Source organism: Aeromonas sp. sif2416, assembly GCF_019218665.1.
Classification (GTDB): Bacteria; Pseudomonadota; Gammaproteobacteria; order Enterobacterales; family Aeromonadaceae; genus Aeromonas; species Aeromonas encheleia.
In genome coordinates, this window is record NZ_JAHUXC010000017.1 from 38300 (window position 1) to 51278 (window position 12979).

The following is a 12979-nucleotide window of genomic DNA, read 5'->3' on the forward strand; positions in this document are numbered from 1 at the left end:
AATTCGAAAGAGGGGTGCGCGCGAGAAAATGTGAGTCATTCCCGTCACTTCACACGAAATGGGATTGTCGGGGATCGGGGGGGAAGATGCAAAAGGCGCTTGCGGCCGCCGATCACGGCGTCGGCACAATTCCGGATAGGAGGCACTGGCGGGCATAAAAAAGCCGGTGCTGCTGCACCGGCCAAAGGCGTTGGAAAACTCGAACTATCAGGCTATTACCAGTTCTTGCCGAGACGGGCATCCAGGCTGAAGGCCCCCGCACCGGCCGCCGCCAGGGCCAGGAAGCCACCGGCGATGGAGAGGTTCTTCATGAACATCAGCATCTGCATCTGTTCGGCAGGCTGATAGTGGAAGAGGAAGGCCGCCATCAGGGTGAAACCGGCAAGCAGCACGGCGATGCTACGGGTAAACAGGCCCAGCACTATGGCGAGACCGCCACCCAGTTCCAGCAGGATCACCAGCGGCAGCACGGCCCCGGGCACGCCCATGGCTTCCATGTAACCCTGGGTACCGGCATAACCGCCGATCTTGCCCCAGCCCGCAATCACAAACATCAGCGCCAGCAGTACACGACTCACCAGCAGTGCCACGTCTTTCATCTTGTCCATCATCAGATTCCTTTGATTACCCATTACTGTGTTAATAGTGTAAGACCGAATTGTTAACTCATTCATTTCGCCAAGATTTATTTATCAGGGCAGATCAAATAACAGGGCCTCACTGGCCTGGGAGGCGGTGAGCGCCCAGGCCTGCTCGTCACGGCTGAGCAGGCCATCGCCGGGTCGGGCAGCCAGACCGTTGCCAGTCAGCTCCCCCGAGATCATATGCAGGTAACCATGCCGGCCTTGCAATGCCCATTCGAGGGTCTCCCCTGCGGCAAGTTGCAGTCGCCATACCTTGGCCTGCTGGCGGATCCTGAAGGATCCTTCCTCACCCTCGGGTGACGCCACCAGCGTCAGCCCGGGCTGGGCTTCTATCTTCTTCTGCTGATAGCCTGGGGTAGTGCCGTATTCATTCGGTTCGATCCAGATCTGCAACAGGGAGAGTGGCTCGGTCTGCGAGGGGTTGTACTCGCTGTGCCGGATGCCGGACCCTGCGCTCATCAGCTGGAAATCCCCGGCCGGGATCTGCTCGGCATGGCCGAGGCTGTCCCTGTGCTCTATGGTGCCTCTCAGCACGCAGGTCAGGATCTCCATGTTGGCATGAGGATGGGTGGCGAATCCGCCACCCGGCGACACCAGATCCTGATTGATGACCCGCAAGACCGAGTGTCCCATCCAGTCCGGGTCATAGTAGTGCCCGAACGAGAAGCTGTGACGCGCGTCCAGCCAGCCAAAGTTGGCATGACCTCGCTCTTCTGCGGCTCTCAATTTCATCATGGTGTGCTCCTCAAATATCGATACGGTTGATTAACGCTGGCGACCGCCACCCACCCCGTACGGGATGCGGTAGCTGCTGCTCTGATCACCCAGGCTGACCGTCAGGTTGCCCTGGGTGCGGCTCGGGATCTTCACCTGCTGGGTGCCCGTCAGGCTGGCGTGGACGGATGCCAGCACATCGCCAGACTCGTCACGCACCTCCAGCATGGGGTTGGCAGGGCCGTCGACGGCGGCACTGGCCTGCCAGTTGACAAACAGGACCCCAGGCGCGGCGTTGAAGTCGGCGGGGACACTGGCCTGGGCGGCACCAGCGGTCATCAGGCCTGCAACGGCCAGCATCTTGATTAGGTTTTTCATGCTCATTTCTCTCTTGAATTGTTATGTCATTGATAGGCCGTTCGGCCTGGGCCAATGCCTCCATGCAAGAGACTATTCAAATATTATGTTGTTCTTTTACTGACGACTGACCGCCTGTTTGAGAGGGGTCACAGCCTTGAACTGCACTTATTTGGTCGCTGAACCATCCTGTCCGAGCGGTGATTGAATAATAGAGTCGCTTGTCTTAACTTGTTAGCGAGATAATCTGGCAAACATATTCAAAAAAATTGAAGGGTAGATATGGCCAAAGATGGGAACAAGGAGCGGGCGCTGACCCTGGAGGCCATCCGGGTGCTGGATGCCATCGAGCGCCGTGGCAGCTTCGCGGCCGCCGCCGATGAACTGGGCAAGGTGCCGTCGGCGCTGAGCTACACGGTACAGAAGCTGGAAGACGAGCTGGGCGCCATGCTGTTCGATCGCAGCGGCCATCGCACCAAGTTCACCCCGGCCGGGCGCATGCTGCTGGAGCGGGGCCGAGTGCTGCTAGAGGCCGCCGAGCATCTGGTGGGGGAGACCCGGGCCCTGGCCCGTGGCTGGGAGACCGACATCACCATAGCCGTGGATGCTCTGGTGCCGCTGCAGGCACTCTACCCGCTGGTGGAGCGCCTGGCCGAGCTCACCGACACCCGGCTGCGGCTGCGGGCCGAGGTGCTGGCGGGCAGCTGGGAGTGCCTAGAAGATGGCCGCGCCGATCTGCTCATCTCCTCCCTCAACCCCGACATCATGCTGACCGGCATCAAGCACCAGCCGCTGCAGGAGGAGGTGATGCTCTATGTCGCCCACCCGGATCACCCGCTGCACCAGGAGCCGGAGCCCCTGGCGGACGATACCCTGCGCCGCTACCGCGCCATCGCCATCGCCGACTCGGCCCTGCGCAAACCCGTGCTCACCTACCGGCTGCTCGACAAGCAGCCGCGCCTCACCGTCAGCACCATGAGCGAGAAACGCGACGCCCTGCTGGCCGGGATCGGCGTGGGCACCATGCCGTTGAGCTGGATCGAGGAGGACATCAAGGCGGGGCGCCTCAAGGTGATAGGCCCGGAGTATCGCCATCAGATCCAGGTCGTGCTGGCCTGGCGGCGGGATACCATGGGCAAGGCCAAGAGCTGGCTGGTGCGGGAGATCCCCAAGCTGTTCCCCTGCAAGGGGGAGTGAGCCCTATGGTTTGAGCCCGGATCCGGGGGAAAGTGTCGAAAAATGCGCCCCATCCTTGACGACAGGCTCAGATTCGGACAAAAGAAAAAGCGGACCTCTTGCGAGTTCCGCTCAATGCCAGGAAAGAATAAAACCTTGCGGTTAAAAAAACCCTTAAATTGGAAGCAAACAATCGTTTTCTCAACCAGGAAGGTCATGAATCCGATTCGAGTTGAATTATGTGCGATGTATTATGCATCACCAGCAAAATGTTGAAAGGTTGAAGGATATGCACCGTAGAGTGTCATTATCTGCCACCTTGCCTCATAACTGGTCAGGCCATTTCAGCCGTTTTCGCCGGGTTTATTTCCTCTGGTTTTTACAGGTGTCAAAATCTGAGCCCAAAACAGAAAAATAACTCACTTTCTGACACGACTAAAAATGCAGATAAAGGAATAGTTGCATGACCTACAGCCAGACCCTGGCCAACCATGTTCTCGACACCCTGAAGAAGACCCTGACCGACAAGGGGATCCGTTACCAGACTCTGGCCGAGGCCATGGGTGTCTCCATCGCCACCATCAAGCGGATGATGAACAAGCCCTCCCTGCCGTTCGACACCCTGCTGGAGATCTGTCACCTGGTGGGACTGTCGTTCGAGGAGTTGCTGGACCGCACCCAGGATGCCCAGAGCCGCCGCGCCGTCTTCACCCAGGAGCAGGATGAGGCATTCCACAAGGAGCCCGGGCTCTACGCCTTCCTCGCCAACATCTTCTGGCGCGACAAGACCCTGATCGATCTGAAGCGGGAGTATGGCCTGACCGATGCCTCCTGCTACCTCTACCTGCGCAAGCTGGAGAAGCTCGGCATACTGCAGCTCGGCATCGACAACAGCTACCACTTCCTCATCAGCGAGCGCATCAGCTTCGAGCAACACAGCCGCTTCGCCCGCCAGCAGGCCAGGCAGGCCATGGCGGTGCTGGGGGACTATCTGGTGGAGAACATGCACAAGTCCAACAACTACATGGCGCTCTGTCAGCTCCACCTGGACGAGGCCGAGGCGCTGGCGCTGATCGACCGCATGAAGGAGTACTGGCATCAGGAGCTCAAGCTCAACCGCCCCGCCATCGGCCAGCGGGAGGGCAGCAAGACCTACACCATGTCGCTGCAGCTGGCCGACTGCGGCTACCAGAGCTTCGACGACCTGATCCCCAACATCGACAACTGATCCCGCAGGATCCTGCCGGGATCCGCTGCGCCTTCCTCACCTGTTATCCGCGTCTGCCGCCTCCCCTCGCCGGGCGGCGGCATGGCACGGCCATCCAGGCTGATGCGGATCGCCATTGAACCCTCCCGCGCCGCCTGGATAGCCCCCGAGCGTCCCTAATCCAGCATCGGTTCCTGCAGGCGCCTCCCGTTGGCGACTTGCAGGGCCCGGGTATCCAGGCTGATGCGGATGGCATCGGGGCGCCAGTGCTCGATGTCGCAGTCCACCAGCCCACCCCGCTCGTCGTAGTTGACCCGCACCAGCCGCAGCACGGCGCTCCCCTCCGCCAGGTTGAGGGCGCGGGCGATGGGGCCCCGTGCCGCCGAGGGGGTGATCTCCAGGCTGGCCCCGCCCTGGCCTATGCCATAACGCTGCAGGTAGAGCTCGGTGAGGGAACTCGCCAACGGCGCGCCGGCGATATCGGGGAAGCGGCTGGCCAGCAGATGGTGGCTGACGTGCAGCACGGGGCGAGCGTCGATCAACCGCAGCCGGCGGATCTCGTAGAGCGGGGTGAAGGGGGCCAGCCCCATCCAGTGGCACAGCTCGCTGCTGGCCAGGGCGCCGCCGTGGGCCAGCACCCGGGTCTCGGCCACCCGCTGCTGCTCGCCGATCCACTGGTGGAAGTGGGTGTGGATGGCGGGATCGTAGGTGAGCCTGGGCGGCGCCACGAACCAGCCGCGCCGCTCGGCCCGGTAGATCAGGCCGTCCGCCTCCAGGCTCGAAAGCGCCTCCTTGATGGTGATGCGGGTGGTGGCGAAGCGCTCGCTCAGGGCGCGCTCGGCGGGCAGCTGCTGTCCCGCCACCAGCTGGCCGCTGCCGATGTAGCGGCGCAGGATCTGGCAAATCTGTTCACTCTTGGATGGCTCTCTGCGGTTGCTCACTGTCGGGTCCCTGTGGCTCATGGCTGGCATAGACCAGCCGCTATCGACTCTGGGTTGTAACCCGGCAGGATGACAGCCCCGTGACAGGGTCGCCGTCATCAAAGGGCCATCCTTGTACCCGCCATCGTCGAGTTGACGCTCATTGGCAACCCGGCCGGAAACCGTCATCAAACTGCCATCAAAGCGCCCCGCCACCGTCATATTTCCCCTCTAGCATCCCTCTCGAACCTTAACTGACCTAGTCCAGAGGGATGGGATGATGAAAATCGTGATCGCAAGTGCACTGGCCATGGCGGCCATCAGTCAGCCACTGTTTGCCGCCGACAACATCGCGGATCTGGAGAAAGCCGCCCGCGGCGAAGGCCAGCTCAACAGCATCGGCATGCCGGACAGCTGGGCCAACTGGAAGGACACCTGGCAGCAGATCGGCAGCGTGTACGGCATCAAGCACCAGGACACCGACATGAGCTCGGCCCAGGAGATCGCCAAGTTCGCCGCCGAGCGGGACAATGCCACCGCCGACATCGGCGACGTGGGCGGCGCCTTCGGCCCGGTCGCGGTCAAGCAGGGGGTCACCCAGCCCTACAAACCCTCCACCTGGGCGGACATCCCGAACTGGGCCAAGGATGCGGACGGTCACTGGATGCTGGCCTATACCGGCACCATCGCCTTCCTGATCAACAAGGATCTGGTCAAGGCCGCCCCCACCAGCTGGCAGTCCCTGCTCGGCGGTGACTACAAGGTGACCCTGGGGGATGTGGGTGTCGCCTCCCAGGCCAACAACGGCGTGCTGGCGGCGGCCTATGCCACCGGCGGCAGCGAGAAGAATCTCAAGCCCGCGTTGGAGCTGTTCGGCCAGTTGGCCAAGCAGGGCCGCCTGTCGCTGAACGACCCGACCATCGCCAACATCGAGAAGGGTGAGGTGGAGGTGGGCGTGCTGTGGGACTTCAACGCCCTCAACTACCGCGACCAGATAGACCCGAACAAGTTTGCCGTGGTGATCCCGAGCGACGGCTCCGTCATCGCCGGTTACACCACCATCATCAACAAGTGGGCCAAGAACCCCAACGCCGCCAAGCTGGCGCGGGAATACATCCTCTCCGATGCCGGTCAGGTCAACCTGGCGCGCGGCTACGCCCGCCCCATCCGCAGCAACGTGGTGCTGCCGGATGACGTCAAGGCCAAGCTGCTGCCGGCCGAGCAATACGCCAACGCCAAACCGGTCAGCGATCATGCCGCCTGGGAGCAGAGCTCCAAGGCCCTGCCGCGCCAGTGGCAGGAAACCGTCATGATCAACATGCAGTAAGGAGTGCCAGTGCAACACAAGGTGATACTGGTACTTGTGGATGGCCTGTCTGCCGAGGTAGCCCATGCCATGGGCTACCTCACAGGCATGGTGGAGGCGGAACGCGGCCTGTTCACGACCCTGAGCTGCGCCCTGCCCTCCCTCTCCCGGCCGCTCTACGAGTGCATCCTGACCGGGGTGCCGCCGGTGGCGAGCGGCATCACCCACAACGGCGTCAGCCGACTCAGCCAGCACGACTCCATCTTCCATCTCGCCCGCGCCGGCGGCAAAGGCACCGCGGCCGCGGCCTATCACTGGGTGAGCGAGCTCTACAATCGCAGCCCCTGGCAGGTGGCCAGGGATCGCTTCACCCAGGACGAGCAACTGCCGATCCAGCACGGCTGCTTCTACTGGGACGACGGCTACCCCGACAGCCATCTGCTGATGGACGGCGAGTGGCTCAGGACCCAGCATGACCCCGACTTCCTGCTGATCCACCCCATGGGGGTGGATGATGCGGGCCACAGGTTCGGGCTCGATTCCCGCCAGTACCGCAATCAGGCGCGGCGCATGGACAGCCTGCTGGCCGATCTGCTGCCCCAGTGGCTGGCGGAAGGCTATCAGGTGCTGGTCACCGCGGATCACGGCATGAACGAGGATCTGAGCCACGGCGGCACCCTGCCCGAGGAGCGCAACGTGCCGCTCTGGCTGTTTGGCGACGCCTTCGTCAGCCGCTGGCCGGAGGGGCCTGATCAGCAGTTGCAACAGACCCAGCTCTGCGCCCTGATGGCCGAGCTGCTCGGGGTTGCCCACGACAAGCCGCGCGGCCCCCAACTGCTCAAGGCAGCCTGCCTGCGGGAGGTGCACTGATGATGCCTGCCAGCACGAGGATCCTGGCGGATCAAGACGCGATCCCGCGCCCCGTCCGTCGCCACTGGCTGCCGGCCCTGGTGCTGCTGCCCTTCGCCCTGTTGCTGATCCTGTTCCAGCTCGCCCCCATGGTCTGGGTGCTGGTGGGCAGCTTTCAGACCCCGGATGGCTGGGGCCTGGCCTATTACCGGGAGATCCTCAGCTCCCCCTTCTACCTGCAGTCGTTTGGCAACTCCCTGCGCATCGCCGGCATCGCCAGCCTGGCGGGGCTGGTCATCGGCACGCTCGGGGCGGCGGCGCTGCGCCACAGCGGCGAGCGGGTCAAGCGCGTGCTGCTCGCCTTCGTCACCATGACCGGGAATTTCAGCGGCGTGCCGCTGGCGTTCGCCTTCATCATCATCCTCGGCATCAACGGCGCCCTCACCCTGCTGCTCAAGTCCTGGGGCTGGATCGACGGCTTCAACCTCTATTCGGGCGCTGGGCTCATCCTCATCTACAGCTACTTCCAGATCCCCCTCGCCCTCTTGCTGCTCTACCCGGCCTTCGATGCGCTGCAGGATGACTGGCCCCAGGCCGCCGCCCTGCTCGGTGCCAGCAAGCGGCAGTATGTGTGGCACGTGGCGCTGCCGGTGCTGACCCCGGCCCTGCTCGGCACCCTGATCATCCTGTTTGCCAACGCCGTGGGGGCCTATGCCTCCGCCTACGCCCTCACCACCGGCAACTTCAATCTGGTGACCATCCGGGTGGCCAGCCTGGTCTCCGGCGACATCTTCCTCGAGCCCAATCTGGCGGCGGCGCTGGCGGTGATCCTGATGCTGCTGCTGGGTGTGGTGACGGCCGCCAACCAGTGGCTGCTGAAGAGGAGTTATGTGAACAGGGGGAACAAGCATGCGTGACCTTAAACCGAGTCTGGTGTCGAGCACGCTGGATGCCATCAACCAGTCACAAGGCGCCAGTGGCGACGGCCGCGATCAGAATGGGAGGACGCGGCATGCATGATCTTAAACCAAGCTGGCCGCGCTGGGTGCTGAGCGCCCTGGTAGCCACCCTGCTGCTGCCCCTGCTGGCGACCCTGGTCTATTCCCTCTCCACCCGCTGGGGGGCGACCCTGCTGCCGGATGGCCTCACCCTCGACTGGTATCTGAAGTTGTGGGGAGATCCGCGCTTCCTCGCCGCCTTCGGCCGCAGCCTGCTGGTCTGCTTCGCGACCCTGCTGCTGGGCACCCTGGTGCTGGTGCCGACCGTGCTGGTGGTGGCCTACTACTTCCCCCGTCTGGATCCCTGGATGAACCTGCTGATCCTGCTGCCCTTCGCGGTGCCGCCCGTGGTCTCCTCGGTGGGGCTGCTGCAGATCTACTCAAGCGGCCCGCTACCCCTCATCGGCACGCCCTGGATCCTGATCGGCACCTGGTTCACCATAGTGCTGCCCTTCATGTACCGGGCACTGGCCAACAGCCTGCAGGGGGTGCCGCTCAAGGATCTGATGGATGCCGCCCACCTGCTCGGCGCCAGCAGCGGACGCGCCTTCGCCCTGGTGGTGCTGCCCTGCCTGCGCAAGGGGCTGCTGGCGGCGCTGTTCCTGTCACTCTCCTTCCTGCTTGGCGAGTTCGTGTTCGCCAACATGCTGGTGGGCACCCGCTACGAGACGCTGCAGGTCTATCTCTACAACATGAGATCCACCTCGGGCCACTTCACCAGCGCGCTGGTGATGAGCTACTTCCTGCTGACCCTGCTGCTCACCTGGGCGGCGAACAGATTCCATCGGTGATCCAACATGTTCCATCTAGAAGTAAGCCAACTGCACAAGTCCTACGGCGAGACCAGGGTCTTTGAAGGGATCGAATTCGGCATCCGCAAGGGGGAGCTGGTGACCCTGCTCGGCCCCTCCGGCTGCGGCAAGTCCACCCTGCTGCGCGCCCTGGCCGGGCTGACCCCAGTCGATGGCGGTCAGGTGCGGGTCGCCGGTGAGGATATCACCTGGCAAGCCCCCCAGAAGCGCGGCATCGGCATGGTGTTCCAGAGCTATGCCCTGTTCCCCAACATGACGGTGTGGGACAACGTGGCCTTCGGCCTCAGAATGAAACCCCAGCCGGGGCGGGAGCTGACCGCCAGCGTGAGGGAGGCGATCGGTCTGGTGGAGCTGGACGGCTTCGAGCGCCGTTACCCGAGCGAGCTCTCCGGCGGCCAGCGCCAGCGGGTCGCCCTGGCCCGAGCCCTGGTGGTGCGCCCGCGGATCCTGCTGCTGGACGAACCGCTGTCGGCCCTGGATGCCCGCATCCGTCGCAGCCTGCGCCTGCAGATCCGCGAGATCCAGCAGCGGCTCGAGCTGACCACCCTGTTCGTCACCCACGATCAGGAGGAGGCGCTGACCCTGTCGGATCGGGTGTTCCTGATGAACGAGGGAGAGATAGTACAAAGCGGCACGCCGGAGCAGATCTACACCAGGCCCGCCAGCGCCTTCGTGGCGAGCTTCATCGGCCACTACAACCTGCTGACCCCGCAGCAGGCCAGCGCCCTCTGCGGCCCGCGCACTCATACCCAGCTGGCCCTGCGGCCCGAGTCCATCAACCTGCTGCCGGCGGGCGCCGACAGCCAGGATCCCAGCCTGCCCGGCATAGTGCGTCAGCAGCAGTTGCTCGGCAACGTCATCCGCTACCAGGTGGAGTGCGCGGCCGGCCTGCTGACGGTGGATCTGCTCAACCGCTCGGCCCGGGATCTGCTGGCGGTGGGCACCACAGTCACCCTGACGGTCGCCCGGGATCAGCTGTGTGAGGTAGCATAACCCCTTGGCGTGCACTCTCTTTTCACCGGTTGCGCCACCAGCGTGACCACCGTTTTAATAGCAAGGAGCCGATATGGCACTGGCACTCTTTGATTTGGACGAGACCCTGATTGCCGGGGATTCTGCCAGCCTCTGGCTGGAGCACATGGTGGCGCAGGAGCTGGCCCCGGCGGCCATGGTCGCCGAGGAGCAGGCCATGATGTCCCTCTACCATCAGGGCAAGATGGACATGCACCAGTACATGGCCTTTACCCTGCAACCCCTGGTGGGCAAGTCCCGCCACTGGCTGGATCAGCAGTGTCAGCACTTCGCCGAGCGGGTGCTGCGGGAACGGATCTACCCGGAGGGGCTGGCCCGCATCGAGTGGCATCGGAAGCGCGGTGACGAGCTGGTGCTGATCTCCGCCTCCGGCGAGCATCTGGTGGCGCCCATGGCCAGGATGCTGGGGATGGATCACTGCGTCGCCATCCTGCTGGAGGAGCAGCAGGGCATGCTGACCGGCCAGACCCGGGGCACCCTGAGCTTTAGAGAGGGCAAGGTGGCCCGCATCGAGCAGCTGTTCGCCGGCCAGGCCGGACTCTGGCAGGAGAGCCACGGCTACAGCGACTCCCACAACGATCTGCCGCTGCTGCGGGCGGTGGCCCATCCCCATGCGGTCAACCCCGCCCCCAGCCTGCGCCAGGTCGCCGAGGCGCTGAGCTGGCCGACCCTGAGCTGGCGGCTGGCGGCCTGAAAACAGAAGAGACCCTCAGGTCTCTTCGTTGCTCAGCAGGCTCCCCTGGGGCGAGACGTCCTCGGCCGGCCCGGGCGGCTGGCCGAGGTAGATGCGGTTCTTGCCATCCCGCTTGGCGCGATAGACCTCGGCATCGACGATGTCGAGCAACCCCTTGGCATCCAGACCGGGGACGCTCGCCACCAGCCCGCCGCTGAAGGTCAGCCTGAGGCCGGGTTCGCGCCAGTCCAGCGAGGTCACCCCGAGCCGGAACTGCTCGAGCAGCATCAGGCAGAAGTGCACATCCGACTTGACCAGCAGCACCATCAGCTCCTCGCCGCCGTAGCGGCAGACCCAGCCATGATCCCCCAGCAGCTGGTTGCCGAGCGCAGCCACCCGCTTGAGCACCACGTCCCCGGTGTGGTGGCCGTAGGTATCGTTGACCCGCTTGAAGTTGTCGAGATCCAGCATGGCCAGGCAGAAGGGCTGCTGCTCGAGCAGCAGGTGCTGCAGCCGCTCATCGAAGAAGCGCCGGTTGTAGAGGCCGGTCAGCTTGTCCATGTTGGCCTGCTGGCGCACCTCATGATAATCCTTGCTTACCTCGGCCAGCTCGGCATAGACCCGGCTGAGCTCGCGCATCCCCCCCTGAGGCACATCGTCGGGGCGCAGGCGGCTGGCCCGGATCATGGTCGAGATCTCGTCGAGCATGCGCCTGAAGTTGCGGGCCCAGAGCAGGGCCAGCAGCACATAGAGCACGCTGGCCAGCACCACCACCCCCAGCACGTTGAGGGAGGCGCTCGTCACCACGGCCTGCACGCTGGCCGCGGGCTGGACGCTGATCAGCACCCAGTTCCAGCGGGGCAGACGACGGTAGGCCACGTACTGCCGGGACTCGGCATCCAGGAAGATGCCCTCATTCTGGCTGAACTGGGCGCGCCACTGGGGAGAGGGCATGGACTTGAGCAGCCGATCGGGATCCGGCCCTGCCAGCACCTTACCGGACGAGTTGATGATCATCTGATAACCCGAGCCCGGCTGGCGATTCAGCTGGGCCGAGAAGGGGGCCAGCACGGCATCGATGGCCAGCACGCCCTGCACCCTGCCCTGCTTGTCCACCAGCGCCCGCGCCAGGGAGACCATCAGTATGTTCTGATAGTCGCCATAGCCCTGATAGGGTTCGGTCCACACCATCTGGCCCACATGCTGGCTGGCCAGCTGGTACCAGGGGCGGGACCTGGGATCGTACTCGGCGGGTACCTCAGGCGCGGGGTAGATCAGCATGTTGCCCTGAGCTGTGCCCACATAGGCATAGCTGAGATCGGCGATGACGCCCTTGTAGAGCGCCCACTCCCGCAGATAATGTTCCGGGTTCAGCAAGACAGGGCCGCTGAAGTCCTCGACCTTCACCCGGTCGTAAATCAGGATAAACTGGCGTTCAAGCTCGTTGAGATAGGGCTCGATGAAGGTGTGCTGCAACTGCTGATTGGTGGTGAGCAGGCGCTGCTGCAGCTCGCTTTGCAGGCTGCGTTCCATGTGCAGGTAGTAGATACTGCCCAGCATCAGCACCGGCAGAAACAGCAATACCAGCCCCAGTCGCATGCGAGCAACCAGGGACCAGTTTTGCGTGGTAACAACCCGCTTGTCGCGCTTGGCCAATCCAGGCCCCCGGCTACCGTAAGATGTGATGTAGTGTCAGAATATCAGCCCCGCCGGATGGCGTCCAAAAGGAAGCTTGTGATGAGGTCGACGAGAGGGAACTGGCTCCGATGTTGAACCCGGATCTGTTGATGGCGCTGCACTATTGCGCCGTGATCACCCTGACCGGGGCCGTGACCTCGGTCTATTTTCTGTTCCGGCGCGGAATGTCCATCGATCAGGTTCGCAAGCTGCTGCTGGCAGACAGCCTGGCGGCGGTGGCGCTGTTGCTCATCTTCATCACCGGCGTCTTGCTGCTGCTCGCCCACCCGGTGGCGCCGGTCACTCTGCTCACCAACCCCGGCTATCGCACCAAGCTGCTGCTGTTCTTCGCCATGGCCATCAGCTTCGGCTATCCCAGCCGGCTGTTCCATCACTGGCGCCGCTCCCTGCGCCAGGGGCGCCCGCCCCTGGTCTCCATCCAGCAGCAGTTCTGGGTGATCTGGATCCTGCGCGGCAACCTGCTGCTGCTCGCCCTGCTACCCTTGCTGGCCAAGATTGCCAATGGCTGAAGCGTTGCAGGCTGATCTGGCTCCTGCGCACCATTCTGCTACCGCTCGCCTTGTTGCCCTTACTGGCCAGGATCGCCAATAGCG

At 63.7% G+C, this 12979-nt stretch carries 14 protein-coding genes; 9 read left to right on the forward strand and 5 right to left on the reverse strand.

The window, feature by feature from the left end; translation table 11 throughout:
* Positions 1–215 precede the first annotated feature (215 nt).
* The 3 genes from KW821_RS20525 to KW821_RS20535 form a co-directional block, all read right to left on the reverse strand.
* Positions 216–608, reverse strand: coding sequence for a DoxX family protein (locus KW821_RS20525; protein ID WP_218292719.1), 393 nt, complete (start codon positions 606–608; stop codon positions 216–218).
* 84 nt (positions 609–692) lie between these two features.
* Positions 693–1379: a pirin family protein gene (locus tag KW821_RS20530; protein WP_218292720.1), complete on the reverse strand. Its 687-nt coding sequence runs from the start codon at positions 1377–1379 to the stop codon at positions 693–695.
* A gap of 30 nt (positions 1380–1409) precedes the next feature.
* Positions 1410–1742, reverse strand: a complete 333-nt coding sequence (locus tag KW821_RS20535) for a hypothetical protein (protein ID WP_042653405.1) — start codon at positions 1740–1742, stop codon at positions 1410–1412.
* Positions 1743–1997: 255 nt separating this feature from the next.
* Between KW821_RS20535 and KW821_RS20540 the strand changes: the two genes are divergently transcribed.
* Both KW821_RS20540 and KW821_RS20545 read left to right on the forward strand, forming a co-directional pair.
* The gene (locus KW821_RS20540) at positions 1998–2912 is read left to right on the forward strand and encodes a LysR family transcriptional regulator (RefSeq protein ID WP_042653406.1); all 915 of its coding nucleotides are present in this window, start codon (positions 1998–2000) and stop codon (positions 2910–2912) included.
* 442 nt (positions 2913–3354) lie between these two features.
* Positions 3355–4119 carry a helix-turn-helix transcriptional regulator gene (locus KW821_RS20545; RefSeq protein WP_042653407.1) on the forward strand — a complete coding sequence of 255 codons (765 nt, stop codon included), beginning with the start codon at positions 3355–3357 and terminating at the stop codon, positions 4117–4119.
* A gap of 155 nt (positions 4120–4274) precedes the next feature.
* On the opposite strand, the gene KW821_RS20550 is transcribed toward KW821_RS20545, so the two are convergent.
* A complete protein-coding gene (locus KW821_RS20550; RefSeq protein WP_218292721.1) occupies positions 4275–5060 on the reverse strand; it encodes a UTRA domain-containing protein in 786 nt (261 codons plus the stop codon).
* A gap of 238 nt (positions 5061–5298) precedes the next feature.
* Here KW821_RS20550 and KW821_RS20555 point away from each other — a divergent pair, with 238 nt between their 5' ends.
* The 6 genes from KW821_RS20555 (at position 5299) to KW821_RS20580 (ending at position 10709) form a co-directional block, all read left to right on the forward strand.
* Positions 5299–6345, forward strand: coding sequence for an ABC transporter substrate-binding protein (locus KW821_RS20555; protein ID WP_084228333.1), 1047 nt, complete (start codon positions 5299–5301; stop codon positions 6343–6345).
* Positions 6346–6354: 9 nt separating this feature from the next.
* Complete coding sequence (locus tag KW821_RS20560) at positions 6355–7194, forward strand: alkaline phosphatase family protein (protein WP_218292722.1); 840 nt, start codon at positions 6355–6357, stop codon at positions 7192–7194.
* On the forward strand, positions 7194–8090 hold the full coding sequence (locus tag KW821_RS20565; protein ID WP_218292723.1) for an ABC transporter permease subunit: 897 nt from the start codon (positions 7194–7196) through the stop codon (positions 8088–8090). Before KW821_RS20560 ends, KW821_RS20565 begins: the two co-directional genes overlap by 1 nt.
* Before the next feature lie 95 nt (positions 8091–8185).
* Entirely contained in the window at positions 8186–8962 is a 777-nt protein-coding gene (locus tag KW821_RS20570) for an ABC transporter permease (RefSeq protein WP_218292724.1), read from the forward strand.
* A 6-nt stretch (positions 8963–8968) separates the two neighbouring features.
* Positions 8969–9976 carry an ABC transporter ATP-binding protein gene (locus tag KW821_RS20575; protein WP_218292725.1) on the forward strand — a complete coding sequence of 336 codons (1008 nt, stop codon included), beginning with the start codon at positions 8969–8971 and terminating at the stop codon, positions 9974–9976.
* A 73-nt stretch (positions 9977–10049) separates the two neighbouring features.
* Positions 10050–10709: an HAD family phosphatase gene (locus KW821_RS20580; protein WP_218292726.1), complete on the forward strand. Its 660-nt coding sequence runs from the start codon at positions 10050–10052 to the stop codon at positions 10707–10709.
* 15 nt (positions 10710–10724) lie between these two features.
* Here KW821_RS20580 and KW821_RS20585 read toward each other — a convergent pair whose 3' ends face one another.
* Positions 10725–12287: a sensor domain-containing diguanylate cyclase gene (locus tag KW821_RS20585; protein ID WP_218292745.1), complete on the reverse strand. Its 1563-nt coding sequence runs from the start codon at positions 12285–12287 to the stop codon at positions 10725–10727.
* A gap of 167 nt (positions 12288–12454) precedes the next feature.
* On the opposite strand from KW821_RS20585, the gene KW821_RS20590 reads away from it, so the two are divergent.
* Positions 12455–12895, forward strand: a complete 441-nt coding sequence (locus KW821_RS20590) for a DUF2214 family protein (RefSeq protein ID WP_218292727.1) — start codon at positions 12455–12457, stop codon at positions 12893–12895.
* The last annotated feature ends 84 nt before the right edge of the window (positions 12896–12979 follow it).

What these genes read in the sequence shown, in the direction of transcription:
- KW821_RS20575 (WP_218292725.1), top strand. Translation starts at nt 8,969, where the DNA reads ATGTTCCATCTAGAAGTAAGCCAACTGCACAAGTCCTACGGCGAGACC.
- KW821_RS20570 (WP_218292724.1), top strand. Translation starts at nt 8,186, where the DNA reads ATGCATGATCTTAAACCAAGCTGGCCGCGCTGGGTGCTGAGCGCCCTG.
- KW821_RS20565 (WP_218292723.1), top strand. Translation starts at nt 7,194, where the DNA reads ATGATGCCTGCCAGCACGAGGATCCTGGCGGATCAAGACGCGATCCCG.
- KW821_RS20545 (WP_042653407.1), top strand. Translation starts at nt 3,355, where the DNA reads ATGACCTACAGCCAGACCCTGGCCAACCATGTTCTCGACACCCTGAAG.
- KW821_RS20585 (WP_218292745.1), bottom strand. Translation starts at nt 12,287, where the DNA reads ATGCGACTGGGGCTGGTATTGCTGTTTCTGCCGGTGCTGATGCTGGGC.
- KW821_RS20590 (WP_218292727.1), top strand. Translation starts at nt 12,455, where the DNA reads ATGTTGAACCCGGATCTGTTGATGGCGCTGCACTATTGCGCCGTGATC.
- KW821_RS20540 (WP_042653406.1), top strand. Translation starts at nt 1,998, where the DNA reads ATGGCCAAAGATGGGAACAAGGAGCGGGCGCTGACCCTGGAGGCCATC.
- KW821_RS20535 (WP_042653405.1), bottom strand. Translation starts at nt 1,742, where the DNA reads ATGAGCATGAAAAACCTAATCAAGATGCTGGCCGTTGCAGGCCTGATG.
- KW821_RS20580 (WP_218292726.1), top strand. Translation starts at nt 10,050, where the DNA reads ATGGCACTGGCACTCTTTGATTTGGACGAGACCCTGATTGCCGGGGAT.
- KW821_RS20555 (WP_084228333.1), top strand. Translation starts at nt 5,299, where the DNA reads ATGAAAATCGTGATCGCAAGTGCACTGGCCATGGCGGCCATCAGTCAG.
- KW821_RS20530 (WP_218292720.1), bottom strand. Translation starts at nt 1,379, where the DNA reads ATGATGAAATTGAGAGCCGCAGAAGAGCGAGGTCATGCCAACTTTGGC.
- KW821_RS20525 (WP_218292719.1), bottom strand. Translation starts at nt 608, where the DNA reads ATGGACAAGATGAAAGACGTGGCACTGCTGGTGAGTCGTGTACTGCTG.
- KW821_RS20550 (WP_218292721.1), bottom strand. Translation starts at nt 5,060, where the DNA reads ATGAGCCACAGGGACCCGACAGTGAGCAACCGCAGAGAGCCATCCAAG.